Here is a 26,052-nt window from a genome sequence, read left to right as displayed (position 1 = left end):
GGTGACTGGGGCCGGACGGGCCCAGAGGAACCTTGGGCGGCCTGTCTGGCCTTCCGGCAGGTGCCAACAAGAGCATGGCCGGCCCTAGGGCCGGCCCGACGATTTCAGGCGCCACGGAGGCACCCGGGGGCTTGGTGCCGGGAGCGGGATTCGAACCCGCACGCCTTGCGGCAGAGGATTTTAAGTCCCCGGCGTCTACCTGTTCCGCCATCCCGGCTCAGGGCGTGCCGACCGGATGCTCGACGCCTCACCCGTCATCCTACCCCAGAAGGCTTCTGCCGTGCAAGAGGTTCGGTGGCTCCAGGTCCGGCCGCGAGGGAGCAGGGATCGGCCCCCGGACCGGGAACCAGAGAGGGGATCTCTTGTCAACACCATGTACACACCTTGTCCACATGTTGTCCACAGTTTGTGGATAAGTTTGGCGAAGGGTTCAAGGCCTGGGACGGGCCCGGGGCCGGGCCCAGGGATGAGCGGCGTGGCGGGGAGGCACGGCGGTGCAGATCGAGATCCGGGGGGCTGAACGCCTCAGTTTCCGAGAACGGCAGGTGGTGGCCCTCAAGGAGATGGGGCTGACCAACCAGGAGGTGGCCCGACGGCTGGGCCTCAGCCCCTCCAGCGTCGCGACCCTCTACCACCGGGCGAAGACCAAGGGGTACCAAGTCGTCATTGTCCTGTCGGGGGATCCGCTCAACCTCTTTGCCCCCGATGAGGGCCCGGGCCATGGGGACGGCGGAGACGGGGACGAAGGTTCGGACGACGAGGTGGTGGAGGACAGCTAGGACGGAGGAGGTTTCGGGGGGCTTCGCGGCTCCTGATCGGGAACGCCAACGCGAAAAGGGGAGGGCTCAGCCCTCCCCTCGTCGCGTCTGGTAGCGGCGGCTGGACTCGAACCAGCGACCCTGCGGGTATGAACCGCATGCTCTAACCAACTGAGCTACGCCGCCGTGCGCTTGCCATTATACCGGCTTGGGGCCCCGGGGTCAAGAGCTTGACAGGTTCGAAGCGGCTCTTCAGGGTTCCCCGAAGGTTCGGGTGGCCCCGGCGGGGCTGGGGCCGCGGGGTGGTCCGGGTGAAGGAGGTGGGGGTGACAAAGCACCCGGGTGGTCGTCCGGTCGGATCGGGCAATCTGCCCTATCCAAGTTGGGACATTCGGCCATTTCCTCTCGGGTGTGCACCGGATCACAATGAGGGTGCGATCCCACCCGTGATCGGTGCAGGCGCCGGTCCGGAGTAAGGAGGTCCCACGATGCAGGCGATCGGGCGCCTTCTCCTCACCCTGTTGCGGGTCTATGTCGGGTACATCTGGCTCCAGTCGGGTCTCCACAAGCTGACCAATCCGGCCTGGTTCGGCGAGGGGGCCGGGACGGCCATCAGCGGTTTCTTCAACGGTGTTCTCGCCAAGGCCAGCGGCGAGAATCCTGTGGTCCAGGGCTGGTATGCGTCCTTCATCGAGAACGTGGCGATGCCCAACGCCACCCTCTTCAGCTACCTGATTGTCTTGGGCGAGGTGCTGGTGGGTCTCGCCCTGATCGTGGGGGTCTTCACCACCTTTGCCGCCCTCATGGGAGCCTTCATGAACCTGAACTTCCTCCTGGCGGGGACCTTGAGCAGCAATCCCATGATGCTGGCCATGCAGGCGGTCATTGTCTGGGCCGGGATGGCTGCCGGGTACTACGGGCTTGACTACTTTGTCCGTCCCTGGCTTCAGGCCACATGGCAGCGGCTCAAGGCACGGGTCGCGGCCCAAGCGGCCTGAACCCGGGGAGGGCTGGGTATCCTGGCCAGCTCGACGCGCCTGGATCGGGATCCCGTGAGGGGAGCGGGAGTGCGGGCCGGTGTCTCTGAGGCGCCGGCCCGCGAGGTTTGACGGCTGAACCGCTTGACGAGAGGCCGCCGGCTGGGTATACTCATAGCTGCGGTTTGGAGATCGCCGCAGGACGTGGGCCGTTAGCTCAATTGGTAGAGCAGGAGACTCTTAATCTCAAGGTTCTGGGTTCGAGTCCCAGGCGGCCCACCAAGGAAACAGGGAGAGCGGGGCATGCCCCGCTCTTTTTCGTTGTCCCGGCAGGCAAGCGCCGCCGCGCGAGGGTTGCCGGGTCCGCCTGCCCCCGGGCGGGAGCCTGAGGCCGCCTGGCCCCAGGCTCAGTCCATGAGCGTCCCACCGTTGATGTCCAAGGTGGCGCCGGTAATGAAGCCCGCCTCGTCGGAGGCGAGGAACGCGACCGCCGCCGCCACCTCCTCGGGCTTGCCCAGGCGCCCCATGGGCACTCCGGCGATGACCCGCTGCCGCATCTCGTCGCTCCATTGGGCGCTCATCTCCGTCTCGATGGCATGGGGCGCGACCGCGTTGACGGTGATGCCCTTGGGGGCCAGCTCCCGGGCCAAGGTCTTGGTGAGGGCGACCTGGCCGGCCTTGGAGGGGCCGTACCCGGGGGCGGAGGTGATGTCGCCCAGCTTGGCCGCGATGGAGGCGACGTTGATGATGCGGCCCCAGCCCCGCTCCAGCATGATGGGGACCACGTGCTTGCAGCAGTTGAAGGTTCCCTTCAGGTTGACGGTGATGACCGCATCCCAATCCTCTTCGGTCACCGTCTCCAGGGTGCCCCGCCGGATGATGCCGGCGTTGTTCACCAGGATATCGATCCGTCCGTACCGCTCCCGAATCTGCTGGACCGCCTGGGCCACCTCGTCATAGTTGGAGACATCCATCTTGATGCCCATCGAATCCCCGCTGGGATCGATGGAGGCCGCCGCCTGTTGGGCCTGCTCCTGATCCAGGTCGGCGATGACCACGGCACACCCCTCGGCCACCAGGCGCCGGGCGATGGCCAGGCCGATCCCCCGGGAAGCGCCGGTGACCACAGCTACCCGCTTCTCCGACACCTGCCTACCCCCCCGTTTCGGCAAAGGTCCACGCTGCCTATGGTTCCACTTGGCGAGACAGCGTCTCTTCCTGCGAATCCCACCGTTCGCCCCGGGCGTGCCCGGATCCTGCCCGCTGCCAGGGGCTGCCACGCCTTCCTGGAAGTGTTCCCCGCGGGTCACGTTGGGAGGGAAACAAGCCGCGGCGACGAAGCCAATCAACAGAAGCGGAACGGCGTCTCGTAAAACGAGACACCACGCCCCTGGAGGGGGATCGGCGGATGGCGCACTCCGGCCCGGCCGGTGGGCTGGCAAGCAAGGAGGCACCACAGCCGTTGGAACCTGCCCGGGAGCAGGCTCCCCAGGCGACCGGCCTGCGGAGCGGCGGGGATCGGGTCCAGGCCGTGGAGCGGGCGTTTCTCCTCTTGGATGTCCTCAGCCACCGGGAGGCCGGTGTCTCCCAGCTGGCCCGGGCTACGGGCCTCCACAAGGCGACGGTGCACCGCCTGCTCCAGACCCTCCTCCACGTGGGGGCGGTGGAGGTCGGCGCCGAGAAAGGCCGCTACCGCCTGGGGCTTCGGCTCCTAGAGCTGGGCGGCCGGGTGCTGGCCCGCTTCGAGTTGCGCGAGGTGGCCGGGCCTTATCTGGCCCGCTTCCGCGACGAGACCTTGCTGACCGTCCACATGGCGGTTCTCGACGGCACTGACATCGTCTACATCGAAAAGCTGGACGCACCCACGAGCATCCACATGGCCTCGACGGTCGGAAGCCGCTTTCCGGCGTACTGCACCGCTTTGGGGAAGGCGATCCTCGCCCATCTCCCCGAAGCCGAGCTGGAGGCGGTCCTGAGCCAGACGGAGTTCGAGGCGCGCACGCCCCGGACCATCACCAGCGCGGACGCGCTTCGGGAGCATCTGGCCATGGTCCGATCCCGAGGCTACGCCGTCGATGACAGCGAGAACGAGGAGGGCATCCGCTGCGTGGGCGCCCCTATCTTCGGCTACACCGGCCGGGTGATGGCGGCTCTCAGCGCGTCGGGTCCCATCTTCTCGGTCACCCCTGAGCGGGTGCCCGGATTGGGCCGGATGGTGGCCCGAGTCGCCCGGGAGATCTCACGGGCCATGGGCTACCCCCTGGGCTCGTAAGCGCGACGGACGGGAGGTCCCGCCGCAGGCTGGCTTGACACCCCCTCGGGGCGTGTGGGCTGGCCGCCTGAAAGCGGGTCGGGGGAGATCCCCTGGCAGGGCCTGGCATCAGCGCTGACCCATGTTCGGGGGAGAAGTCCAATGCCTACCTTTCGTACGGGGAGGTTTGCAGAGATGGCCAAGAGAGCGATCACCGCGCTCCTCGCAGTCGTGATGGTTGCCGCGTTCACAATCTCGGCGTCGGCGGCTCCCACCTACACGCTGCGCTTCAACCACGTCTTGGGGCCCAACCACCCCTACCATAAGTGGTTGCAAGTCTGGGCCGACCGGGTCTACGAGCGGACCAACGGCGACCTGCAGATTCTGGTCTTCCACAGCTCCCAGCTGGGCGTTGAGGAGGACATCATCGAGCAGATCCGGATGGGTGTGCCCGTCGGCCAGAACACCGACTCGGCCCGTATGGGGAACTACGTGCCCGAGATTGCGGTGATGAACGGCCCCTACTTCGTTGAGAGCCTGGAGGAGGTCTGGGCCCTCAACGACCTGCCCATGGTTCAGGAATGGATCGACAAGCTGGCCAACGAGTACGGCATCCGGGTCCTTTCCTTCAACTGGGTGCAGGGCTTCCGGCACTTCATGACCAACAAGCCCATCAGCAAGCCCGCTGATCTGGCTGGGCTGAAGATCCGGACGCCTCCCGCGCCCATCTGGCAGGAGTCGGTCCGGGCCCTGGGTGCGGTGCCCACCGCCATGAACTTCGGCGAGATGTACACGGGCATCCAGCAGGGCGTGGTGGACGGCGCTGAGCTGGTCTACGACAACATCGAAGACCACGCCCTCCATGAGGTCCTCGACTACGTCAACGAGACCAAGCACTTCCTGCTGATCAACTTTGAGGTGATCAGCGAGCGCTGGTTCCAGAGCCTGCCCAAGGAGTACCAGGAGATCCTGGTCGAGGAGTGCAACAAGGCCGGCATGGAGGCCTCCTACGAGATCGAGCGGGACACCGCCGCCAAGCGGGCCCGGGCTCAGGAGCTGGGCATGACCATCCACACCGACATCGACTATGACGCCTTCCGGAAGGCTGGTCTGGCTGCCTACGAGCGCCTCGGCCTGACCAAGGTCCGGGAGGAGATCTACCGGCAGCTCGGCAAGATCTGAGCCCGCCGTAACGGCTGGATGGGGTTGGGGTCTCGCCCCGGCGCGTCTTGCGCCGGGGCGAGACCGGCCCTTGCATGAGGGGGGAAACCCACGATCATGTTGCGCAGAGTCTACGCCGTCATCTGCGAGTGGGAGGAGCGGCTGGCCCGGTTCCTGCTGACCGCGACCCTGGCCGTCATCCTCTTCGCCGCCTTCACCCGGTACATCGGGCACCCCATCGCGTGGGGGATGGAGTTCGCCACCTTCCTCTTCGCTTGGGCTGTCTTCCTGGCGGCTGACGCCGCCTTCCGCCACGACCGGCACCCGTCGGTGGACTTGTTCGTGAACCTCCTGCCGGAGAAGGTCCGGCTGGGCGTCAAGCTTTTCAACTATGCTCTGATCCTGATCTTCCTGGCGGTTCTTGCTTACCACGGCTCCACCCTGACCTGGACCACCCGGTTCCGGACCTACTCGGGGATTCCAGGCTTCAGCTATGCGTGGCCCACCTTGAGCGTGCCCGTGGGGTGCGTCCTCTTGAGCATCACCACCATCCTCAAGGCGCGGGAGACCTGGCAGGCATTCCGGGGGGCTGGCAACGGCGAGGCCCAAGGTGAGGGGGTTGACCAGGCATGACCCTCGTTCTGGTGGCCTTCTTGGTCCTCCTGCTCTTGGGGATGCCCGTTGCCTTCGCCATCGGCATCGCCGGCTTCCTCTTCTTCCTCCAGCAGCCCCACCTGCCGCTCACCATGCCGGTGCAGCTGGTCCTCTCCGAGACCCAAAGCTTCAGCCTGCTGGCGATCCCCATGTTCGTCTTCGCCGGCAACCTGATGAACGCCACCGGCGTCACCAAGAGGCTCGTTGAGTTTGCGCGGGTTGTGGCCGGCCACATGTGGGGTTGGCTGGGGCAGGTGAGCGTCATCTTGAGCACCCTGATGGGCGGGGTGACGGGTTCGGCCATCGCGGACTCGGCGATGCAGGCCCGCATCATGGGTCCGGAGATGATTCGTCGCGGCTACAGCCGGGGTTGGGCGGCGGCCAACTTTGCCTTCACCGCCTTGATCACCATCGCCATCCCGCCGGGCATTGGGCTGGTCCTGTACGGGAGCATCGGCCAGGTCTCCATCGGCCGCCTCTTCGCCGGCGGACTGGTGCCTGGTCTCCTCATGGCCCTGGCCTATGGCATCGTCGTCTCCATCACGGCCCGGCGGCGGGGGTACCGCCCCGAGCGGGAGCGGCCGGCGCCGGTCCGAGATATCGCCCGGACGGGCGTGGCCACCATCTGGGCCATCATGTTCCCCATCCTGCTCATCGTCACCCTGCGGAGCGGGCTCCTGGTTCCCTCAGAAGCGGGGGCGGCGGCCTGCCTCTACGCCGTCCTGGTGGGGCTCCTCGCCTACCGGGAGCTGGATTGGGAACGCTTTAAGCAGGCCGCCCAAAGCAGCATCCTGGACACGGGCATGATCATGCTCCTCATCGCCATGTCGGGGCTGGTCAGCTACGCCATGAAGTGGGAGATGATCCCCCAGACCCTGACCCAGACCCTCATCGGCCTGAGCTCCAACCCGCTGGTGATCCTGTTCATCATCCTCGTCTTCCTCCTGCTTCTGGGGACGGTGCTCGATTCGACGGTGATCATCCTGTTGCTCTCGGCCATCCTGGTCCCGGTCATGAAGGGGATCGGCGTCGACCTGGTCCACTTCGGGGTGCTCTTCGTCATCACCTGCGCGGTGGGTTTGAACACGCCGCCCGTGGGATTGTCCATGTACGGGGTCTGCTCCATCCTGGACTGCTCGGTGGGGGACTTTGTCCGGGAAGGCTGGCCCTTCTTCGTGGCGGCGCTGTGCGTCATCGCGCTCATGTTCCTCTTCCCGCAGGTCGTCCTCTGGCTGCCGAACCTCATCTTCGGCTAGCTCCGGGAAAGGCATGAGGCAGGGGAGGGATGCCCGGCCCCGGATGAGGCCGGGCCCTTCCTTTCAGACTGAGGATGGAGGAGGTTGGTGCATGTCCAAGGAGCTTCTCAAGATGTTTGACCTCACGGGACGGGTGGCGGTGGTGACGGGTGGGGGTGGCGCTCTGGGCGGCTCCATGGCCCAGGCCCTCGCGGAGGCCGGGGCGAGTGTGGTCATCTTGGATTACATGGCCGAGGCGGCCCAGCGGGCGGCGGAGAGCCTGCCGGGTGACGCGCTGGCTCTGCAGGTCGACGTGACCAACGCCGAGCAGGTCCGCCAGGTGATGCGCCAGGCGGCGGAGTGGAAGGGGCGCCTGGACATCCTGGTCAACGCGGCGGGCACCCACAAGATCATCGAGACGGACAAGCTCGCCCCCGAGGACTGGAACCGGGTGATCGGGGTCAACCTGACGGGGAGCTTCTTCTGCGCCCAGGCGGCCGCGCCCATCATGCGGGACCAGGGGGGCGGCAAGATCATCAACATCGGCTCGGTTATGAGCCGGGTTGGCATGCCCAAGCGGGTCGCCTACGCCTCGAGCAAGGGCGGTGTCGTCCTGTTGACCCGCTCCCTGGCTCAGGATTGGGGCCCCTGGAAGATCAACGTCAACGCCATCGCGCCCGGCTTCTTCCGCACCGCCATGAACGAGCAGCTCTTCCAGGACCAGGCCTGGGTCGACCACCTGGTGGGGCGGATCGCGCTGGGTCGGGTGGGCCAGCCCCAGGACCTCCACGGCGCTCTGATCTTCCTGGCCTCCCCGGCCTCCGACTACGTCACCGGACACGTGCTCTTCGTCGACGGCGGCTTCACCTCCGGTGAGCCGTTCTAAGGGAAGGCGTGAGCCCCCGCCCCGGGGGCTCTCGTCTGGAAAGGGAGTGGAAGGGCGATGGCAGTGAAGCAAGGTGTGGGACCCATTCCAGAAGCGGAGCTGCGGAACCGCTGCATCACCATTCTCGAGACGGTGGGCATGCCCCGGGAGGCGGCGGAGCATGTGGCGGCCTGCCTGGTCTTGGCCGATCTGCGGGGCGTCTCCTCCCACGGTGTGACCCGTCTCCCCATCTACGTGGAGCGGATCCAGCGGGGTTCCATTGATCCCAAGGCGACGCCTGCCGTTCTCCGGGAGGCGCCGGCCGCGGCCGCCCTCGACGGCCGGAAGGGCCATGGCATCCCCACGGGGGTGTTCGCCATGGACCTGGCCATCGAGAAGGCCCGGACAGCCGGTGTGGGCGTGGTCACCGTCCGCAACTCCAACCACTTCGGGATGGCCTGGTACTTCGTCAAGCGCGCGGTGGAGCAGGACATGATCGGGGTGGCTCTCTCCAACGCCGACTCCTTCGTCGCCCCCTGGGGGGCGGGCCGGCGGTACCTGGGCACCAACCCCTTGGCCATCGGGCTGCCCGCGGGTGAGGAGGTGCCCGTTGGCCTCGACATGGCCACCAGCGTGGTCGCCCACGGGAAGATCAAGCTGGCCCACGATGCCGGCCAGAGCATCCCCCTGGGGTGGGCGCTGGACAAGGACGGCAACCCCACCACCGACCCGGCGGCCGCCCTGGAAGGGGCGCTCCTCCCCTTTGGCGAGGCGAAGGGTTCGGCCATCTCCCTCATCATCGACCTGCTCTGCGGCCCGCTGGCCGGCGCCTTGACCGGGCCCTTCATCGCGCCGCTCTTCAGCGAGACGGACCGGCCCCAGGGTCTGGGCCATGTCTTCATGGCCATCAACGTGGCCGCCTTCACCGATCTGGAGACCTACAAGCGGGAGATGGATGAGGCCATCCGGCGGGTCCACGCGCTGCCGCCCGCGGCCGGTTTCGACCGGGTGCTGGTGCCGGGCGAGCTGGAGCTGGAGCGGGAGCGGGAGGCCCGGGAGAAGGGCGTCTACCTCCCGGAGCCCACGGCCCGGGAGCTGGAGGAGCTGGAGAAGCGCCTCAACCTGGCCTGACCCGACCAGGAGCCAGCCCGGTCAGGGGGCGTACTCCACCACCTCCGGCCGGGGATGGTAGAGGGTGATGCCCAGATCGGTCTGGTGCCGCCGGCCGTCGGGCTCGACCGCGGTCAGCCAGGAGCGGATGCGGAGGCCGTCCAGACCCTGGATGGCGACCCGCTCCTGGCCTGTGGCCAGGTTGGCTTGGGGCCGACGGATGCGGCCGTGGGGCACCCGTTCCAAGATCTGGTGATGCCACTCCACCAGAGGGGGTTCGTAGCCGCCGTAGAGGGCGACCGTCAACGTTCGGTCCTGGACCTCCGCCCAGAGGATGACCGGGCTTTCCCGGTCGTTCCGCAGGCGGAGGTCTTTGCTTGGGTAGGCGATGGCCGCATCCTGCCCCGGTGGCACGTAGGGGACCTGCATGCTGTGGGGGTGCCGTTCCTCGATGGTGAGCCCGGCCAGGACCGCGGCGTTGAAGAGGGCGGAGGCGACCTTGCAGATGCCTCCGCCAGGGGCGGCCACCACCTGGCCGCCCCGGTACTCGGGCCCGTCCCGGAAGCCCCGCTCGTAGGTGTAGGGACCCACCCGCTCGTTGAAGGAGAAGCGTTCCCCAGGCCGGAGGATCTGGCCTTGGAGGAGGGCCGCCCCCAGGCGGACGTTGGCCGCCTCCTCAAAGAGGAGCTCCCGCAGGTGGATCTGGTAGGCGCCCACCACCACCGGTGCCGCCAGCTCAGCCTGGAGCTGGAGCAAAGCCGGCGGAGGGGCCACCGACCAGGCCAGCCCGTCGGCCGTAGGCACGGAGTACAGGGTGGGATCGGGGAGCCCGGGGAGGCCGCAGGCCGCGGGGCCGTGGGTGAGGGATGCGGAGGGCTCGCCCCGCCAGGCCCGCACCGCCGCGAGGAGGCCGAGGGTGGCCACCAGGAGCAGCGCGGCCAGGATCCCCAGGAGCGTCCGGCGCCGGATCACCCAGACGGCCCGCACAGCCCCGCCTCCTCCGCCTCTCGGCCCGAGGGTTCGCTCCATCCTATGCGGGGGCGAGCTTGGCCACGCTGGGCTTGAGGCCGGGCGCGGGCTCTGTCAGAATGGAGCTGCAAGCCGTCGGGGCTGCCATCCGCCGGAGGCGGAAGGCGCCAAGGAGGGGTCTGCTATGGATGCCGCTAAGGTGTGTACCCAGCTGATCCGCTGGCTGGAGGCCCAGCTCCAGCAGAGTGGGGCCCGGGGCTTTGTGGTGGGGCTTTCGGGCGGGCTCGACTCGGCCGTCACCGCCGCCCTGGCCCAGAGGGCCGCGCCCGGCCATGTGTTGGGGCTGGTGATGCCCTGCCACAGCGACCCAGCCGACCAGGCCCATGCGGTCCAGGTGGCCCACCAGTTGGGAATCGAGTACCAGGTAATCGACCTGGGCCCTGTCTACGACGCCCTGGTGGAGCGCTTCCAGGCGACCCTTCCCCCTGGGGTGGATCCTGACCGGCTGCGGGTGGTCCAGGCCAACATCAAGCCCCGGCTCCGCATGCTCACCCTCTACCATGCGGCGGGGCTCCGGGGGTACTTGGTCTTGGGGACGGACAACCGGGCCGAGGTCTACACCGGCTACTTCACCAAGTACGGGGACGGCGGGGCGGACCTGTTGCCTCTGGCTGACCTGGTGAAGGGCGAGGTGCGGGCCCTGGGCCGCTACCTGGGGCTGCCGGAGGCGATCCTCCAGCGGACGCCCTCCGCAGGCCTCTGGGCTGACCAGAGCGACGAGGCGGAGATGGGGCTCAGCTACGAGGCGCTGGACCGGTACCTCCTCACCGGCGAAGGGGACCCCGAGGTGGTGGCCCGCATCGAGGCCCTCCACCGGGCGACGGAGCACAAGCGCCGCCTGCCCCCCTGGCCTGTCGTCGCCCGCTGAGGGGCTGGCGCCCGCCTCGCGCCGTCCCACCCCATCGGCTCCAAGGCGCCCAGGAGGGCGCCTTCTCTTCTTTCGGAGGCAACTCCCCATGATGTATGATGAAGACGGATCCTTCTTTTATGACAGGCCGCCGTTCTTCCACAGAAGCTGCGGTTGGACAGGGGGCATCGTGGCGTGCAACCGATCGATCTCGTCTTCCGGTTCGGCGGCGAATCGGGTGAGGGTGTCATCAGCTGCGGTGAGATCTTCGCCCAGGCCGCGGCTCGGGCCGGGCGGGAGATCTACACCGTTCGCACCTTTCCGGCAGAGATTCGGGGAGGCCATGCCGTCTACCAGGTCCGGGTCGGCGACGACCTCCTTCTCTCCCAGGGCGATCGGGTGGATGTGCTGGTCGCCTTCAACGGGGAAGGGTACGAGAAGGGCCTGCCCGACCTCCGACCCGGGGGGATCCTGGTCTGCGACGGGGACCAGGTGACCCCCGATCCGTCCTTCGACGGGACGGCCTATCCCATCCCCTTCACCACCCTGGCCCGGGATCAGGTGGGCTCCTTGCGGGCGAAGAACATGGTGGTCCTCGGGGCGGTGGCCGAACTCTTCGACCTGCCCCGGGAGGTGCTCTTCAGCCTGGTGGCCCAGCGCTTCGCCCGGAAGGGGGAAGAGGCCCAAGAGGCCAACCGGCGGGCGCTGGAGGCGGGCGCTGCCTACGTCCGGGACCACGTAACCAAGCAGGATCCCTACCGGATCGGGACGGGCCCTCACACGGGGCGGGTGGTTCTCTCGGGCAATGAGGCGGTGGCGCTGGGGGCTCTGGCGGCAGGGCTCACCTTCTTCGCCGGCTACCCCATCACGCCCGCCTCGGACATCATGGAGAACCTGGTGCGCTGGCTCCCCCAGGTGGGCGGGCGGCTGGTCCAGGCGGAAGATGAGATCGCCGCCCTGGCCATGGTTTTGGGCGCCTCCTTCGGCGGGGCGCGGGCCATGACGGCCACCTCGGGCCCCGGCCTCTCCCTCATGGTGGAACTCCTCGGGCTGGCCTCCGCGGCGGAGTTGCCGGCGGTGGTGGTGGATGTCCAACGGGCGGGACCCAGCACGGGCATGCCCACCAAGGAGGAGCAGGGTGATCTCAACCTGGCCGTCTGGGGCGCCCACGGCGAAGGCCCCCGGATCGTCTTGGGCGCCACCAGTGTGGCCGACGCTTTCCAGACGACGGTGCAGGCCTTCGACCTCGCGGAGCGGTACCAGTGCCCGGTGATCGTCCTTTCGGACCAGTTCCTGGGCTTCCGGAAGGCGAGCGTGGCGCCGCCGCCGGTGGACGAGATCCGGCCCAGCTACCGGATCCTGGCCCGGCGAAACGGTGCGTACCGGCGCTTCCAGCTCACCGAGTCGGGCATCTCCCCCGCGGCGGTGCCCGGCATGGTGGGTCTCCAGCACGTGATCACCGGCCTGGAACACGACGAGTTCGGCCGGCCGGCCTACGATCCGGCTCGTCGGACCCAGATGATGGCCAAGCGGGCCCGGAAGATGGCCCTGGCCGCCCAGGAACCGGGGATGACCCGGCGGTGGGGCCACCCCGAGCCCGTCTTGGGGGTTCTGGGCTGGGGCTCCCAGGAAGGGGTGATCCGGGAGGCGGTCGCTCGGGCCAACCGGGAGGGGTACCGGGTCGCCGCGCTCCACACCCGGATGCTCTGGCCGCTCCCCCACGGTGAGATCCGCGCCTTCCTCCGCCAGGTGAAAGCCGTTCTGGTGCCGGAGGTCAACTTCAGCGGCCAGTTCGCCAACCTGCTCAGGACCCAGTTCACCATCGAACCCCACCGGTTGACCAAGTCGGATGGGCTTCCCTTCCGGCCCGTGGACATCTACGAGAAGATCAAAGAGGTGTATCCTGATGGCCGCTAGCCTCGTTCCCAAGATCTATCGGAGTGCCAACAAGCCCACCTGGTGCCCGGGCTGTGGGGACTATGGGGTGCTGGAGGCGACCACCCGGGCCCTGGCCACGCTCCAGGTGGAACCCCACCGGGTGGCGGTCGTCTCGGGGATCGGCTGTTCTTCCCGGTTCCCCATCTTCCTCAACGCGTACGGCTTCCACAGCGTCCACGGCCGGGTGCTCCCCATCGCGACGGGGCTCAAGGTGGCCAACCCGGAGCTGACGGTGCTGGCCGTGGGCGGGGACGGGGACGGTCTGGCCATCGGCGCCGGGCACTTTCCCCACGCGGCCCGGAGGAATCCGGACATCACCTACATAATGATGGACAACTCCATTTACGGTCTGACCAAGGGCCAGATTTCGCCCACCAGCCGTCTCCAGCAGCGTTCCTCCACCACCCCCTGGGGGAACGTGGACCGGCCCCTCAACCCTGTGGCCATGGCGGTCGCGGCCGGCGCCTCCTTCGTCGCCCGGGGGGTCTCCTGGGCGGTGGCGGAGCTGGCCGATCTGATCCGGCAGGGGATCGAGCACCGGGGCTTCGCCTTCATCCACGCGGTCAGCCCCTGCCCCACCTTCAACAACACCTTGGCCCAGATCAAGCCCCGGGTCGCGCCCCTTCCCCAGGGGTACGATCCCACCGACCCGGTCCGAGCCTTCGAACTCGCGCTCCACACCGAGGCCCTCCACACGGGCGTCCTCTACCGGGAGCCGGAGACCATCCCCTACGAGGAGCGCCTGGCCGCGCTGGAGCCGCCCACGGTTCAGGATCGGCAGACCTTCCTGCAGAGCCTTATCGACGCGTATCGTTGACGGTGTCGGAGGATGGGGAGCGTTGACTCCCCACCCTGGAATCTTTCGAGCCCCAGCCCAAGTCTTTCGACAGACGGGCTGGGGCCTCCGTGCTATCCTGAGGCCGCATCGCTCCCCTCAACGCTTGGCGACCGGCGGGGCAGCCTGTGGGTACGGCTGCCCCTCCTTCGTCCAACGTTGAGCCACCCCACCGTCCCAGGGGAGGCGGGCCTATGGCCTCAGAGGCCTCTTCCGATCACCTGGCCTCACGGATGTTCACGCCTCGAGCCCGGAGCCAGCCCGTAGGGGACCGGGCCTTCCGCCTGCGCCGCCTGGCATCCGTAGCCGCCTTCGGTGTCGCGGCCTGGCTCCTGGCGGGCTTCACCTTTCCCGGCCTTCCCGGAAGCCTGTGGGCGGCCGCCCTCGGGGCGGCCGCCTTGGCCCAAGGGAGCCGGGCAGCCGGGGGAGCCGTGGTGTTGGGCTTGGTGCTCGCGGGGTTCGCGGGCAGCCCGGCGGCTGGGCGGGAGGTGGTGGTGCTCCTTGCCTTCGCCCTGGTGGAGCTGGCCCGGCATCGCCCGAGTCCCAACGGCCCGGGAGCCTCTCTCGGGCAGGCGGCCCTTCTTCTCGTCCTCCAAGGGGCGGTGGGGTTGCCGACGGCCTTGGCGGCCGGGGATGGCCTGGAGGCGTTCAAGACCGCGGTGGGCCCCGCCCTGGCCATTGCAGCCGCCTTCCTCCTCTGGGTGCCCCTGACCGGCCCAGCGTGGGCGGGCCGCCCGGCCCGGCTGCTCGGCCTGGGGCTGCTCCTCGCGCTCGGGGCCGGCGCCCTCTGGCGTTGGACGGGAACGCCCCTCCACCCGGCGTGGCTGGGCGCCTCCCTTTTGGTCCAGGGGGCGGCCTGGGCGGGCGGCGCGGGCGCGGGGGCGGGCATGGGTCTGGCCATCGGCGCGGTCTGGGTTTGGAGCCACGGCTCCCCGGCGGCTTGGGCCAGCCTCCTGGGTTTGGCGGGTCTGGTGGGCGGCATGGCCCGCCCCTTGGGCCGGGCGGGGGTCCTGGTCGGCTTTTGGTTCGGCCTGCTCATGACCACGCCCCAGGTCGCCGATCCATGGATCCTCGACCAACTTCTGGTCTCCGCGGGCGCCGCCACCCTTCTGGCGGCTCTGGTGCCCAAGAGGCTCCTCCGGCGGTGGCAGGCGGCCTGGCTGGGGGAAGAGGAAGCCCCCACCGCCACCCAAGTGCGGGCCCGGGTTGGGGCCGAACTGCGGAAGGTGAGCCGGCTCTACGAGCGGATGGCCCGGGAGCTGGAACCGGACGGCCCCGCCCGGCCCGATGAAGCGGTGGGCCAGTTCATCCAGGCCCTGCACGGTGCCGCCTGCCAGGGCTGCCCTGCCCTCGAGCGATGCTGGGGCCGGGAGATGTATACCACCTACTGGGGGATGGTGGAGCTGGTGGGCGCGCTGGAGCACCTCCAGCCTCCCCTCACCCCAGAGCGCCTGCCCCAGCGCCTGGCCCTCCGCTGCACCCGCCATGACCGGCTCGTCCGGGGCCTGAACCAGACTCTTCCCTCCTTCCAGGCCGGCCGCCGGACCCTGCGCGACGAGGGGGCCCCGGCTCTCCTCCCCCAGCAGTTGCGGGCCCTAGCCGGCCTGGTGGAGGCGGCGGCCGCCCGGGTAGAGGAGGAGGGCCTGGAGGCGGAGGAGGTGGAGGAGGCCCTCCGGCAGAGCCTGGCCCAGGTGGCCCCGGTCCAAACGGTGCGGTGCACCCGGGTGGGCCCGAACCGGTACCGGGTGAGGGTGCGCCTCCGGACGGGCTGCCCCCATCCAGGTTTCTGCCAGGTGGGGCTCGCCCCGGTGGTCTCCCGGCGCCTGGGCCGCCCCTACGCGGTCTGGCAGGCCACCTGCACCGGGGGTGAAGGAAAGGGCTGCCGTTTTGAGCTCCTGCCCCAGCGGCGTTTTCGCCTGGAGGTGGCCGACGCGGCCCTCCAGCGGGCGGGAGAGCTCCACTCGGGGGATACGGTGGCCCGGATGGAGTTGGCCGACGGGCGGGTGGCGGTGCTCCTCAGCGACGGCATGGGCTCGGGTTTGAGCGCCTGGCAGGCCAGCCGGACCGCGGTCCATCTCTTGCGCTCCTTCCTGGAGGCAGGTCTGGCCGTCGAGCCCTCGGTCCAGATGGTGAACCGCCTCCTGCGGGCCCGGACCCACCAGGTTCGCTTCGCCACCCTCGATCTGCTGGTGGTCGATCTGTATACGGGCCAGGCCCAGTTCCTCAAGCTGGGGGCCGCCCCCTCCCTGGTCATCCGGCGGGGGGAGGTGGAGGTGGTGGAGGCGGAGAACCCTCCCGCGGGGGCGGTGGACGGGTTCCAAACGGAGGTTCAGACCCTCACCCTCGGCCCCGACGATCGGGTGATCCTGGCCAGCGACGGGCTCTGGGAGCTGGGGGAGGGCCACCGGTCCGAGTGGCTGGCGGAGACCGTGGCCCACTTCCGGGCCGAGGAGCCCGCGGTCCTGGCCGAGCTTCTGGCCGCCCGGGCCCGGGAGCTCTGTCCCCGCGGCGTTCCCGACGACGCCACGGTGGTGGTCGCCCGGCTCCGGCCGGATCCCGACGCGCGCCGCTGAACCCGCCAGCCCCGCTCCTCCTGGCCCCCGGCTCCTGGGCTCCCCTGCAAGGTAGCCCTTCCCCGCGGCCGGAACCCTCTTTCCCCCGGTGACCACCCCGTCCGGCTGAGCCTGACGGCGCCGCGCGGGGAAGGTTCGTTGTTGGGTAGGAACCACTATGGTATAATACTGACGAATGGACCGGCCGGCTGGGACAGGCAGATTCCGCCGGCTCGCCGTCTCTCATGCCGGACGTACGGGGCAAGCGCATGCTTTTCGTGGTCAGCGGGCGGACCAGGCCGAACGATGAAGCGTCACTGGCCCGCCCCTTTTCTTCGTAGGTGAGGGGAGGGCACGCTTTGAACCGTTTCCTCAGGGGCCTGAGCCTCTATCTCCTGATCGCGATCCTCGCGGTCATGATCGTGAGTACCTTCTACACGCCCACGGAAAGTGCCCGCAGCCTGGATTACACCGAGTTCATCCGCGCCGTCAACGCGGGTCGGGTCGCCCAGGTGACCATCGTGGGCGAGCAGGAAGTCCAAGGCCGGATGGTGGACGGCACCGAGTTCACCACCTACATTCCGCCCAACCTCACCAACCTGGCTGATGACCTGATCGCCAAAGGGGTCCGGGTGTCGGCGGCGCCCGAACCCCCAGCTCCCTGGTGGATCTCCATCCTGCCCAACATCCTGACCCTGGTCATCTTCGTGGGCCTTTGGATCTTCATCTTGAATCAGATGCAGGGCGGGAACAATCGGGCCATGTCCTTCGGCAAAGCCCGGGCCAAGCTCTACACCGAGGAAAAGAGCAAGGTCCGCTTCGATGACGTGGCGGGCCTGGACGAAGCCAAGGTGGAGCTCCAGGAGATTGTCGAGTTCCTCAAGCACCCCAAGAAGTTTGTGGAGTTGGGGGCGAAGATCCCCAAGGGCGTCCTTCTCGTCGGCCCGCCGGGGACGGGGAAGACCCTTCTGGGCCGGGCGGTGGCCGGGGAGGCGGGGGTGCCCTTCTTCAGCATCTCGGGGTCGGACTTCGTCGAGATGTTCGTGGGCGTGGGGGCCTCCCGGGTGCGGGACCTCTTCGACACCGCGAAGAAGAACGCCCCCTGCATCATCTTCATCGACGAGCTGGACGCGGTGGGCCGCCACCGGGGCGCCGGGCTGGGCGGCGGCCATGACGAGCGGGAGCAGACCCTCAACCAGCTCTTGGTGGAGATGGACGGCTTCGAACCCAACCAGGGGATCATCGTCATGGCGGCCACCAACCGGCCGGACGTGCTCGACCCAGCCCTGCTCCGGCCAGGCCGCTTCGACCGGAAGATCGTCGTCGACCGGGCGGACCTGCGGGGCCGGATCGAGATCCTCAAGATCCACTCCCGGAACAAGCCCCTGGCGGACGACGTCTCCCTCGAGGTCCTGGCCCGCCGGACGCCCGGCTTCTCCGGGGCAGACCTGGAGAACCTGATGAACGAGGCGGCCATCCTCGCGGCCCGCCGGGGTGCGAAGCGGATCACCATGGCCGACTGTGAGGAGGCCATCGACCGGATCCTCCTCGGGCCCGAGAAGAAGAACCGGATTCTCACCGAGCGGGACAAGGAGGTTTTCGCCTACCACGAGGCGGGCCACGCGGTGGTGGCCCACTACCTCCCCCACGGGGATCCCGTCCACAAGGTGACCATCATCGGCCGGGGCATGGCGGGCGGCTACACCATGACCCTGCCGGCGGAGGAGCGGTACGTGGCCACCCGCTCGGAGCTCTTTGACCGCCTGGCCCACATGCTGGGGGGCCGGGCGGCGGAGGAGCTGGCCTTCAACGAGATCAGCACCGGGGCCCAGGACGACCTGGAGAAGACCACCAACCTGGCCCGCCGGATGGTGATGGAGTGGGGCATGAGCGACGAGTTGGGCCCCCTCACCTTCGGCAACCGGCAGGGGGAGATCTTCCTGGGCCGGGATCTGGCCCGGGAGCGGAACTACTCGGAAGAGGTGGCGGCGGCCATCGACCGGGAGGTCCGGCGCCTGGTGGACGAGGCGTACGATCGGGCCCGGACCATCCTCAAGGAGCACTGGGACCGGGTCCAGGTGCTGGTGGAAGTCCTCAAGGATCGGGAGACCGTCGACGAGAAGCTCTTCCATCAGCTCATGGAGACGGGCCAGGTGCCCGAGGAGGAGCCGGCCCAGCCCGAGTCCGAGGCGGCTTCCGAGGCCGTGGCCGCGGCCACGGCCGAGGCCCCCGAGCCGCGGGCCGAGAACCGGCCGGCCCCCGAGGGGCTGGGCAAGCAGCGGCCCAAGCCGGCCATTGGCCTCGAGTAGGGATGTCCTAGGGAGGGCGGTTGGACAGGCGGCCATGGACCGGATCCTGCTGCAGGGGATGCGCTTCTGGGGCCACCACGGCCTCTTACCCCACGAGCGGGAGCAAGGCCAGCCCTTCGAGGTGGACCTGGAGGTGGAGCTGGACCTCTCCCGGGCCCGGGAGAGCGACCGCCTGGAGGAGACGGTGGACTACCGGCTCCTTTTCCGGGCGGTCCAAGAGGTGGTGGAGGGGGAGCCGGTCCACTTGCTGGAGCACCTGGCCGAGCGGATCCGCCGCCAGGTGGAGCGCACCCTCGAGGCGCTGCCGGTCCAGCGGGGGCGCATTCGGGTCCGGGTTCGGAAGCCCCAGGCGCCCCTGGGCGGGATGCTGGACGGGGTGCAGGTGGAGGTGGAGGGGTAACCAAGAAACAGGGCCGGGGGTGCCCCGGCCCTGAACGCGTGCGCCGCGCCCCGGGAGCTTCAGCGGAACTCGGGGGGCCGCTCGCCCACGGTGACGGTGAGGACCACCGCCCGGCCGTTCCGGATCACCTTCAAAACCGCCGTGTCGCCGGGCTTCAGTTCCTGGACCATCTTCTGGAAGGTCTCGCCGTCGGGGACAGGCTTCCGGTTCAGTTCCACGATCACGTCGTACGCCTGAAGACCCGCCTTCTCGGCCGGCTGGCCCGCCAGGACCTCAGCCACCAGGATCCCCTCGTCATGGTCCAGCCCCAGGATGCGCGCGATCTCAGGGGTCACGTCCTGGTAGGTGATGCCGATCCAGGGCCCGCCAGGGGTCATCCCCCGCTCGATCAGGTCCTGGAGGACCTCCTTGGCGGTGTTGATGGGGATGGCGAAGCCGATCCCTTGCCCCTGGGTGTTGACGGCGGTGTTGATCCCGATGACTTCACCGTAGATGTTGATCAAGGGACCGCCGCTGTTCCCCCGATTGATGGCCGCGTCGGTCTGCATCAGGTCCCGGTAGGTGCGGGGCGACCGGCGGGACTCGTCCCAGACCGAGATCTGGCGGCCCTGCGCGCTCACCACCCCGACGGTCACCGTGTGCTCCAGACCCAGCTGGGCTCCGAAGGGATTGCCGATGGCGATCACCCAGTCGCCAGGGCGCATCGTGTCCGAATCACCCAGCGGGGCCACAGGCAGCTCCTTGAGCTCCCGGGGCTTCTCAATCTTGAGGACGGCCAGGTCCAGCTGGTAGTCGGCGCCGATCAGCTCTGCATCCACCCAGTCGGTGAACTCCGGCGTCTGCAGGTAGACCCGGATGCTCTGCCCGGCGTTGAGGCTGCCCACCACGTGCTGGTTGGTGAGGATGTGGCCCTCCTGGTCGATGATGAAGCCGGTGCCCGCCTGGACCGTCTCACCGCTGCGGGGCGGGAACTGGGGGCCGAAGAAGGGCCACCAGAACGGATCGGGGTAGGACGGCCGCTGGGTGGCCCGGGGCATCCGCACCTCGATGTAGACGACCGCCGGGCTGAGGCGCTCGGCCACATCGGCGATGGCTGACGGGCTCCCGCCGGGGAAGGCGATGGACGCCGGTTCGCTTACCCGCTGCGTCCCAGGCGCTGAGGGCTGGGCTTGAAGGGTGCCCGGATGGCTGAGCACCGCGCCGAGCAGCACGCCGGCAAGCACCAACGCGAGGCCACCGACGAGGTATGCCACCAACCGTCGACCGCGTTGCAAGGTCATCCACTCCTCTAGCCAGGCGTCCCGCGGGAGCCTGGTCTCCTTCCAAGGGTTAAGGTGCCGGCTTCATTATAACGCGGGCCTTTCCGCCCCTTCAAAGCCGCCCCGGACGGGCCTCGTTCCGGTGCGGTTGGGCCGCCATCCAAGGGGCCGGGGAGGGGGTCAAACCTTGGCGCGGGCGCGGAGGCGGGCGCAGGCCCGCTCCAGGGCCTGGACGCCCCGCTGCCGGGCGGCGGGGCTGAGCTGGGAGGCCGTCTGCAGGGTGCGGAGGGCCTGTTGAAGCACCTCCAGGGAGAGGCCGTCCTCCGGGGATGGGGGCGCGCCGGGGAAGGCGCCTGACCGCCTCCCGGGCCCAAGAGCTCGCGATCCAGCCATCGGACTCCCTCCTCGCGTGTTGGGCGTAGGGATCTCCCTCAGGGAGTATGGTCCGGTGGCTGGAAAAGTATGCCTCCGGACGGCCGAGAAGGAAGGGGGCCGAGGCGCTCCTCGAAGGCGGTTTTCTCTACAAGGGCCGGAGCGGGCGTTGGATCAGGGCGGGGGTGAGGTCCCGGCGGAGCAGGGTTTCCAGGGGGATGAGGTGGACCCCCGTCTCGTCCGGTGGCCACTGGAACTGCCCCTGGCCGGCGACGGTCCCCCAGGAGTCACTGGTGCTGGCGGGAAGCTCCAAGCCTGTCGCCAGAACCCGCCGGGCGCCCAGCCCTTCGGCCCGGCGGGCCAGGGCCGGGAGGTCGGAGGGACGCACCACGGGCTGGACGACCACCAGGGTCCAGTCCTTTCCTGGCGCGGGCGTCCCCTCCGCGGGGAGAAGGGGTGGGGCTTCGTCGTCCAAGATCTGGTCTCGGAAGGGTAAGGCCCCCTCCACCCGGACCGCCGCCCGGCCCGCTCCCAAGCGACGAGCGCCCAAAGGCCGGGCATGGAGCAGGGAGAGGGCCCACCAGCCGAACTGGACCGGATCTTCTTGGGCCAGGTCCTTGGCCGCCCTGAGGTCGCCCGGCTCGCCCCTGACGGGGAACCGGCTCCGGTCCAGGCCGAAGCGCCAGAGCATCCGGTACCGGACCATGGCGGTGCTCAAGTGGCTCGTGTCAATGCCCAGCCACCGCCGGCCCAGAGTCTCCGCGGCCACCAGGGTGCTCCCGCCGCCGGCGAAGGGGTCGAGGACTCGCATTCCCGGCCGGGTGGAGACCCGGAGGATCCGCTCCAGAAGGGCCACGGGTTTCTGGGTGGGGTACCCCAGCTTCTCCCGGCTGAAGCTCATGATCCACGGGGAGTAGATGTCGGTCCAGACGTCGTCCAGGGCCACCCCCGAAGGGTTGGCCCCGCCGCCCCGGCGCCGGTAGCCCGGGGGATGGGGCCGGTAGGCCGCTTCCTTGTTGAAAACGTACTGCCGGCTCCGGGTGTAGTAGAGGAGGATGTCATGGTTGCGGACCCAGTTGCGGGTGCGGCTCTTGAAGCCGCTGACCCACCCGCTCCGCCAGACGATCTCCCGCCGGAAGCGCCGGGGTCCGAAGATGGCGTCGAGGAAGACCTTCAGGTAGTGGCTCGCCTGGGGATCACAGTGGACGTAGAGGGAGCCGGTGGGGGCGAGCACCCGGTGGATCTCCACCAGCCGGGGGACCATCATGGTCAGGTAAGCCAGGAGGTGGCCGGGACCGAGGACCTGTCGCAGGGTGCGGAGGAGCTCCCGGGGCGCCGGGGGCAGCTCCTCCAGGGCCTGGTGGTAGAGGAGCTCCGTCGCCTCGGTCCAGGGCCAGGCATCGTCGAAGGCGAGGGCCACCTCGCCGGGGGCGCGGCCGCCTCCAGTCACCGGCCGGCCCCGCGCCAGGCCGTACCGGCGGTTGGTGTTGAAGGGAGGGTCCAGGTAGATCAGGTCGAAGGCGCCGTCGGGCAACGCCCGGAGCACCGGCAAGTTGTCGCCTCGGATCAAGCCGCGGTCCGTCAGGCGCATGGGAGGCCACCACCAAGAGGTTACCTGCTGGCGGGACAAATCCTCTCCGGGGAGGCCTCCGCCTGGCGACGGGCCTCCAACCGGCCGCGGCCCGCCTGCCTCAGGCCGGGCTGGATGGGTCGTCCGCCGGCGGGGGTGGGCAGCCCCCGTTCCCGCCCGGCAACGGTTCCAAGGTAGCCCGACCGCGGTCCCAGCGGGTCAAAGCGGGAACTCCGGCCTCCCGGGCCCAGGCCAAGGCCTGGTCGAAGCCGGCCCCCACCTCCTCGGGGCGGTGGGCGTCGGAGCCCAGCTGGATGGGGAGGCCCCGGGTCACCGCGGCCCGCAGGAGGTCCAGGGCGGGGTAGAGCTCCCCCACCGGCTTCCGCAGCCCGGCCGTGTTGATCTCAAAGCCTGTGCCCGTCGCCGCCGCCCCGTCCAAGACCTGCTGGAAGGCCTCCCAGGGGAAGGCGGCGGGCCGGAAGCCGTACTTCTTGGGCAGGTCGGGGTGGGCGAGGCAGGAGAACAGCCCGCTTTGGGCCGCTTGGGCCAGGTGGTGGAAGTACCGCTCCCAGAGCCGGTCCACGTCGGCCTCAGGCCAGGTGATCTCCGGCCGGACATCGATCGCCTGGCCGTCCACAAAGTGGACCGATCCCAGCACGTAATCCCAGGGGATCCCTTCCAGCGCCCGGTCCAGGGCTTCTTCGCAGCCGGGCAGGTAGTCCACCTCGATGCCCAAGCGGACGGGGAGTCCCTGCCGCCGGGCCTCCAGGACAACGGAGGCGTACGCCTCCAGGTCCTGGCGGAAGTCGGAGGTGAGCCAGCGGACCACCAGGGGGTGCTGGTGGGGCCGCTCCTCGAAGAGGGAGCGCATGACAGGGCGGAACTGGACGAAGCGGTGGGCGTGCTCGGTGATCCCGATCTCGTCCACCCCTGCGGCCCGAGCCGCCTCCACGTAGACGGCAATCCGGTCGACGGTGTAGGGCAGGTTCTCGTACTGCTCGTCGGCCGCCAGGTGCATGTGATAATCGGCAGGTATGGCCCTTCCCTCCCTAGGTGACCAGGTACCAGAGGAGCTTCATCAGTTCTAAGAGGCCATACTCCCGGCCCAAGGGTTCCTGCCACCATCCATCGGGGTGGAAGCCTGGATCGGGGGCCCCGTGGACCGCCACCTGAAGCCCAGCCGGCTCGTAGAGGCGCCGGAAGGCCAGGCGGGCCCGCCGCACGTGGTAGTTGGAGGTGACCACCACCACCTGCCGGGCGCCCTGGGCCTCCATCAGGGGCAGGGTGTAGGCCGCGTTCTCCCAGGTGCTGGTGGCCCGCCCCTCCACCAGGATGGCCTCGCCAGGCACGCCCAGGGCCTCCAGGTGACGGGCCATGACCTCGGCGGCCACCGTCTGCCAGGCGATGGGTCCCCCCGTCACCACCACCAGCGGCGCGAGGCCCTGGTGCCAGAGCCGGGCGGCCTCTGCCTCCCGCAGGCCGTAGGGATCACCCGAGAGGACCACGAGGGCATCGGCGGAGGCAGGCAGGGGATCGGGGCGGGCCAGCCAGTGGCCCACGCCCACCAACAGGGGCTCGGCCAGCACCCCCAGGAGGATCAGGGCCGCGGCCAGGGCCAGGAGCAGAGCGCGGGCCAGGCGCCGGGGCCTGGACCTGCCGCCATCGGGGGTGGGGGCTGGACGCGCGCCTCCCGCTCGGCCCGTCGGGTCCACCGCGATCCCTCCTCGGGGGCTCCTATTCGTTCCCCGCACGCCGTCTCCTGGGGCAAGGCTTCACAGGCTGGGCATCCTGTGTTACCGTAAACTCCTGGAGACCAACAGAACGAAGTTCTCCTGGGTAAGGAGGTTTCAGCCTATTCACACCACAACCCATCGCCCAACCCGCGGCTCACGGGGCGGGACCTCGGGCCGCCGGCGGCGGCGACGCCCGGTGCCCGCACCGGCCGCCACCCCCACCACGCCCCAGCCTGCATCGCAAGCTGCCGGCCCCTTGGCCGAGCCTGCCCGCCAGGGCTTCGCCGCCTTCAACCTTGCTCCGCCTGTGCTGCGGGCCTTGAAGGTCCTGGGTTTCGAGGAGCCCACACCCATTCAGGCCCGTAGTCTGGCCCCCATCCTGCAAGGGCGCGACCTCATCGGCCAGGCCCACACGGGGAGCGGCAAGACCGCGGCCTACGGCATTCCGCTGGTCCAGCGCCTCCGTCACCGGGGAGCGGTCCAGGCCCTGGTCATCGTCCCGACCCGGGAGCTGGCCATCCAAGTCACCCAGTCGATCCAGGCGCTGGCCCAGTTCACCGACCTGAAACTGCTCGCGGTCTACGGCGGCTACGACATGAGCCTCCAGACCGCGGCCCTGCGGGCTGGGGTCGATTTGGTGGTGAGCACGCCAGGGCGGCTCATTGACCATGTCTGGCAGGGGACCATAGAGCTGGACCAGGTGCACGTGGTGGTCCTGGATGAGGCCGACGAGATGCTGAGCATGGGCTTCATCGACGATGTGGAGAGGATCCTCTCCTGGCTCCCTCCGGGGACGCAGAAGCTTCTCTTTTCGGCCACTCTGCCCGAGCGGGTCCGCCGCCTGGCCAGCCAGTTCTTGGACAAGCCCGTCTCCATCCGGGTGGCCGACACGGAGGAGACCATCCCCGACATCGCCCAGGCGTACAGCACGGCCCGCGGCGAGGCGAAACTGGATCTGGTCTGCCGCCTCCTGAAGGATGAGGCGGTGGAGCAGGCCTTGATCTTCTGCCGGACGAAACAGCGGGTGGACCGCTTGACCCGGCGGCTGCGGGAGCGGGGCATTGAGGCGGAAGCCATTCACAGCGACCTGACCCAGGCGCGCCGGACCGCGGTGATGAAGCGGTTCCGCCGGGGAGCGGTCCGGGTCTTGGTCGCCACCGACGTGGCCTCCCGGGGGATCGATGTCCGGCGGGTGACCCATGTGATCAACTTCGACTGTCCGGCCAACCCCGACGAGTACATCCACCGCATTGGGCGGACGGGCCGGGCCGGAAGGAGCGGCTCCGCCCTGACCTTCATCGGACCGAAGGAACACGGCCTGCTGAAGGCCATCGAGAAGCGGGTTGGGCGGAAGTTGGAGCGCTGGCCGGAGGATGAGGACCAGCCCAGCCCCCCGCCGAGGCCCCGCCGGCGGAGGCGGCGCTAAGAGGCGCGGCCTGGCCCCGGGCCAGGGGCACCGGAGGGTCGTCCGGGGGGCCGGGCCTAGGCGGCCCGGGCCTCCTTCTGAGCGGGCGCGGCACGCAGGTTCTGGACGAGCCGGGCGCCCGTCGCTCCCAGCCCACCGGCCAGGAGCCAGAGGCCCAGGCGCCGGGTCCTCCACCCGAAGACCGCGTGGAGGAGCAGGAGCCAGAGGCCCGCCACCACCAGGGCCAGTTGAAGCCGGGCGGCCAGGGTTGGCCGGGGCGCCTCCTCCCGTCCTTCCGAGCGACCCGCCAGCAGGGCCCGCCGGGACGGGTCCGAAATCCAGACGGCCGCGTGGCCCACGGCCAGGCTCCCCAGGAGCATCTCGGGGATGTGGGTCTCCAGGAGACAGAGGAGGAGCAGCCAGGCGGTCAGGAGGGAGTCGGCCCGCTGGTCCAGGCGGGCGCCCTCGTCCGAATGGAGCCCCCGCCGGCGGGCCAGGGGCCCGTCGAGCAGGTCGGTGAGGGCCGCCAGGAGCAGGAGGACCACCTGCCAGATGAGGGCCATGCGGCGCACGTAGAGCACGATGGCCAGCACCACCAGACCCATGCGGAGCCGGGTCAGGTGGTTGGGCGTGACGCCCTCCGGGAAGCGGTCAATCAGGGCGCCCAAAGCCCGGTCGCGGAAGGCCTGCTCCCGAAGGGTGCGGTCCCCCGGCCTGAGTTGGGTTGGGCTGTGGGTGCTCATGGGAGTGCCCCCTCTCTCACGAAAGCGGACCTTTCACGCTACCAGGCGG

The 26,052-nt window shown here is 69.4% G+C and carries 23 protein-coding genes and 3 tRNA genes; 16 read left to right on the top strand and 10 right to left on the bottom strand.

From position 1 onward, the window contains the following. Positions 1-132: 132 nt before the first annotated feature. Positions 133-217: transfer RNA gene (locus FWJ67_RS01435), tRNA-Leu, on the bottom strand. 277 nt (positions 218-494) lie between these two features. Between FWJ67_RS01435 and FWJ67_RS01430 the strand changes: the two genes are divergently transcribed. Next, the gene (locus FWJ67_RS01430; protein ID WP_304174713.1) at positions 495-779 is read left to right on the top strand and encodes an RNA polymerase sigma factor; all 285 of its coding nucleotides are present in this window, start codon (positions 495-497) and stop codon (positions 777-779) included. 88 nt (positions 780-867) lie between these two features. Here the strand turns inward: FWJ67_RS01430 and FWJ67_RS01425 are convergent. After that, positions 868-944 (bottom strand) — tRNA-Met (locus FWJ67_RS01425). Positions 945-1,246: 302 nt separating this feature from the next. Here FWJ67_RS01425 and FWJ67_RS01420 point away from each other — a divergent pair. Beyond that, positions 1,247-1,756, top strand: coding sequence for a DoxX family membrane protein (locus tag FWJ67_RS01420; protein ID WP_304174711.1), 510 nt, complete (start codon positions 1,247-1,249; stop codon positions 1,754-1,756). A 185-nt stretch (positions 1,757-1,941) separates the two neighbouring features. Continuing rightward, positions 1,942-2,017, top strand: a tRNA-Lys gene (locus FWJ67_RS01415). Between the two features lie 125 nt (positions 2,018-2,142). Here FWJ67_RS01415 and FWJ67_RS01410 read toward each other — a convergent pair. Further along, positions 2,143-2,883, bottom strand: coding sequence for an SDR family NAD(P)-dependent oxidoreductase (locus tag FWJ67_RS01410; protein WP_304174709.1), 741 nt, complete (start codon positions 2,881-2,883; stop codon positions 2,143-2,145). A 260-nt stretch (positions 2,884-3,143) separates the two neighbouring features. Here FWJ67_RS01410 and FWJ67_RS01405 point away from each other — a divergent pair, with 260 nt between their 5' ends. From FWJ67_RS01405 to FWJ67_RS01380, 6 genes are all read left to right on the top strand, one after another. Continuing rightward, positions 3,144-4,007: an IclR family transcriptional regulator gene (locus tag FWJ67_RS01405; protein WP_414482539.1), complete on the top strand. Its 864-nt coding sequence runs from the start codon at positions 3,144-3,146 to the stop codon at positions 4,005-4,007. Between the two features lie 174 nt (positions 4,008-4,181). Next, entirely contained in the window at positions 4,182-5,168 is a 987-nt protein-coding gene (locus tag FWJ67_RS01400; protein WP_304174120.1) for a C4-dicarboxylate TRAP transporter substrate-binding protein, read from the top strand. A gap of 96 nt (positions 5,169-5,264) precedes the next feature. Continuing rightward, the gene (locus tag FWJ67_RS01395) at positions 5,265-5,780 is read left to right on the top strand and encodes a TRAP transporter small permease (RefSeq protein WP_414481730.1); all 516 of its coding nucleotides are present in this window, start codon (positions 5,265-5,267) and stop codon (positions 5,778-5,780) included. Beyond that, a complete protein-coding gene (locus tag FWJ67_RS01390) occupies positions 5,777-7,057 on the top strand; it encodes a TRAP transporter large permease (RefSeq protein WP_414482538.1) in 1,281 nt (426 codons plus the stop codon). The genes FWJ67_RS01395 and FWJ67_RS01390 overlap by 4 nt, the downstream gene beginning before the upstream one ends. 91 nt (positions 7,058-7,148) lie before the next feature. Further along, the gene (locus tag FWJ67_RS01385; RefSeq protein WP_304174126.1) at positions 7,149-7,922 is read left to right on the top strand and encodes an SDR family NAD(P)-dependent oxidoreductase; all 774 of its coding nucleotides are present in this window, start codon (positions 7,149-7,151) and stop codon (positions 7,920-7,922) included. Positions 7,923-7,979: 57 nt separating this feature from the next. Next, positions 7,980-9,032: an Ldh family oxidoreductase gene (locus FWJ67_RS01380; protein ID WP_304174128.1), complete on the top strand. Its 1,053-nt coding sequence runs from the start codon at positions 7,980-7,982 to the stop codon at positions 9,030-9,032. A gap of 21 nt (positions 9,033-9,053) precedes the next feature. Here FWJ67_RS01380 and FWJ67_RS01375 read toward each other — a convergent pair whose 3' ends face one another. Further along, positions 9,054-9,998 (bottom strand): VanW family protein, encoded by a 945-nt coding sequence (locus FWJ67_RS01375; protein ID WP_414481728.1) that lies wholly within the window; start codon positions 9,996-9,998, stop codon positions 9,054-9,056. A gap of 166 nt (positions 9,999-10,164) precedes the next feature. Here FWJ67_RS01375 and nadE point away from each other — a divergent pair, with 166 nt between their 5' ends. From nadE to folB, 6 genes are all read left to right on the top strand, one after another. Next, positions 10,165-10,908 (top strand): NAD(+) synthase, encoded by a 744-nt coding sequence (nadE, locus tag FWJ67_RS01370; RefSeq protein ID WP_304174133.1) that lies wholly within the window; start codon positions 10,165-10,167, stop codon positions 10,906-10,908. 174 nt (positions 10,909-11,082) lie between these two features. After that, positions 11,083-12,804 carry a 2-oxoacid:acceptor oxidoreductase subunit alpha gene (locus FWJ67_RS01365; protein WP_414481727.1) on the top strand — a complete coding sequence of 574 codons (1,722 nt, stop codon included), beginning with the start codon at positions 11,083-11,085 and terminating at the stop codon, positions 12,802-12,804. After that, positions 12,794-13,642, top strand: coding sequence for a 2-oxoacid:ferredoxin oxidoreductase subunit beta (locus FWJ67_RS01360; protein ID WP_304174137.1), 849 nt, complete (start codon positions 12,794-12,796; stop codon positions 13,640-13,642). The genes FWJ67_RS01365 and FWJ67_RS01360 overlap by 11 nt, the downstream gene beginning before the upstream one ends. Before the next feature lie 212 nt (positions 13,643-13,854). Further along, positions 13,855-16,233 (top strand): SpoIIE family protein phosphatase, encoded by a 2,379-nt coding sequence (locus FWJ67_RS01355; protein WP_414482537.1) that lies wholly within the window; start codon positions 13,855-13,857, stop codon positions 16,231-16,233. 338 nt (positions 16,234-16,571) lie between these two features. Next, positions 16,572-18,521: an ATP-dependent zinc metalloprotease FtsH gene (ftsH, locus tag FWJ67_RS01350; protein WP_304174143.1), complete on the top strand. Its 1,950-nt coding sequence runs from the start codon at positions 16,572-16,574 to the stop codon at positions 18,519-18,521. A 34-nt stretch (positions 18,522-18,555) separates the two neighbouring features. Then, on the top strand, positions 18,556-18,921 hold the full coding sequence (folB, locus tag FWJ67_RS01345) for a dihydroneopterin aldolase (RefSeq protein ID WP_304174145.1): 366 nt from the start codon (positions 18,556-18,558) through the stop codon (positions 18,919-18,921). A gap of 59 nt (positions 18,922-18,980) precedes the next feature. On the opposite strand, the gene FWJ67_RS01340 is transcribed toward folB, so the two are convergent. The 5 genes from FWJ67_RS01340 to FWJ67_RS01320 all read right to left on the bottom strand — a co-directional run bounded on the left by FWJ67_RS01340 (position 18,981) and on the right by FWJ67_RS01320 (position 23,834). After that, the gene (locus FWJ67_RS01340; protein ID WP_414482536.1) at positions 18,981-20,195 is read right to left on the bottom strand and encodes a S1C family serine protease; all 1,215 of its coding nucleotides are present in this window, start codon (positions 20,193-20,195) and stop codon (positions 18,981-18,983) included. Between the two features lie 165 nt (positions 20,196-20,360). Then, complete coding sequence (locus tag FWJ67_RS01335) at positions 20,361-20,573, bottom strand: hypothetical protein (protein ID WP_304174149.1); 213 nt, start codon at positions 20,571-20,573, stop codon at positions 20,361-20,363. Positions 20,574-20,700: 127 nt separating this feature from the next. Beyond that, a complete protein-coding gene (locus FWJ67_RS01330) occupies positions 20,701-22,143 on the bottom strand; it encodes a DNA-methyltransferase (protein WP_304174151.1) in 1,443 nt (480 codons plus the stop codon). A 100-nt stretch (positions 22,144-22,243) separates the two neighbouring features. Then, complete coding sequence (locus FWJ67_RS01325) at positions 22,244-23,140, bottom strand: histidinol-phosphatase (protein WP_304174153.1); 897 nt, start codon at positions 23,138-23,140, stop codon at positions 22,244-22,246. Between the two features lie 31 nt (positions 23,141-23,171). Further along, a complete protein-coding gene (locus FWJ67_RS01320; RefSeq protein WP_414482535.1) occupies positions 23,172-23,834 on the bottom strand; it encodes a YdcF family protein in 663 nt (220 codons plus the stop codon). A 217-nt stretch (positions 23,835-24,051) separates the two neighbouring features. Between FWJ67_RS01320 and FWJ67_RS01315 the strand changes: the two genes are divergently transcribed. Beyond that, complete coding sequence (locus FWJ67_RS01315) at positions 24,052-25,281, top strand: DEAD/DEAH box helicase (protein ID WP_414481723.1); 1,230 nt, start codon at positions 24,052-24,054, stop codon at positions 25,279-25,281. A 56-nt stretch (positions 25,282-25,337) separates the two neighbouring features. Here the strand turns inward: FWJ67_RS01315 and FWJ67_RS01310 are convergent, their stop codons facing one another. Next, positions 25,338-26,003, bottom strand: a complete 666-nt coding sequence (locus FWJ67_RS01310) for a CDP-alcohol phosphatidyltransferase family protein (protein ID WP_304174159.1) — start codon at positions 26,001-26,003, stop codon at positions 25,338-25,340. Positions 26,004-26,052: the final 49 nt, after the last annotated feature.

It is taken from the genome of Limnochorda sp. (assembly GCF_047459355.1).
Classification (GTDB): Bacteria; Bacillota; Limnochordia; order Limnochordales; family Limnochordaceae; genus Limnochorda.
Note: the sequence above shows the minus strand (reverse complement) of the source record. Positions and strands in the feature narration are given on the sequence as shown.

Coding starts and splice junctions, on each gene's coding strand:
- FWJ67_RS01420 (WP_304174711.1), top strand. CDS start 1,247: ATGCAGGCGATCGGGCGCCTTCTCCTCACCCTGTTGCGGGTCTATGTC.
- FWJ67_RS01405 (WP_414482539.1), top strand. CDS start 3,144: ATGGCGCACTCCGGCCCGGCCGGTGGGCTGGCAAGCAAGGAGGCACCA.
- FWJ67_RS01400 (WP_304174120.1), top strand. CDS start 4,182: ATGGCCAAGAGAGCGATCACCGCGCTCCTCGCAGTCGTGATGGTTGCC.
- FWJ67_RS01395 (WP_414481730.1), top strand. CDS start 5,265: ATGTTGCGCAGAGTCTACGCCGTCATCTGCGAGTGGGAGGAGCGGCTG.
- FWJ67_RS01390 (WP_414482538.1), top strand. CDS start 5,777: ATGACCCTCGTTCTGGTGGCCTTCTTGGTCCTCCTGCTCTTGGGGATG.
- FWJ67_RS01385 (WP_304174126.1), top strand. CDS start 7,149: ATGTCCAAGGAGCTTCTCAAGATGTTTGACCTCACGGGACGGGTGGCG.
- FWJ67_RS01380 (WP_304174128.1), top strand. CDS start 7,980: ATGGCAGTGAAGCAAGGTGTGGGACCCATTCCAGAAGCGGAGCTGCGG.
- nadE (WP_304174133.1), top strand. CDS start 10,165: ATGGATGCCGCTAAGGTGTGTACCCAGCTGATCCGCTGGCTGGAGGCC.
- FWJ67_RS01360 (WP_304174137.1), top strand. CDS start 12,794: ATGGCCGCTAGCCTCGTTCCCAAGATCTATCGGAGTGCCAACAAGCCC.
- FWJ67_RS01355 (WP_414482537.1), top strand. CDS start 13,855: ATGGCCTCAGAGGCCTCTTCCGATCACCTGGCCTCACGGATGTTCACG.
- folB (WP_304174145.1), top strand. CDS start 18,556: ATGGACCGGATCCTGCTGCAGGGGATGCGCTTCTGGGGCCACCACGGC.
- FWJ67_RS01335 (WP_304174149.1), bottom strand. CDS start 20,573: ATGGCTGGATCGCGAGCTCTTGGGCCCGGGAGGCGGTCAGGCGCCTTC.
- FWJ67_RS01330 (WP_304174151.1), bottom strand. CDS start 22,143: ATGCGCCTGACGGACCGCGGCTTGATCCGAGGCGACAACTTGCCGGTG.
- FWJ67_RS01325 (WP_304174153.1), bottom strand. CDS start 23,140: ATGCACCTGGCGGCCGACGAGCAGTACGAGAACCTGCCCTACACCGTC.
- FWJ67_RS01310 (WP_304174159.1), bottom strand. CDS start 26,003: ATGAGCACCCACAGCCCAACCCAACTCAGGCCGGGGGACCGCACCCTT.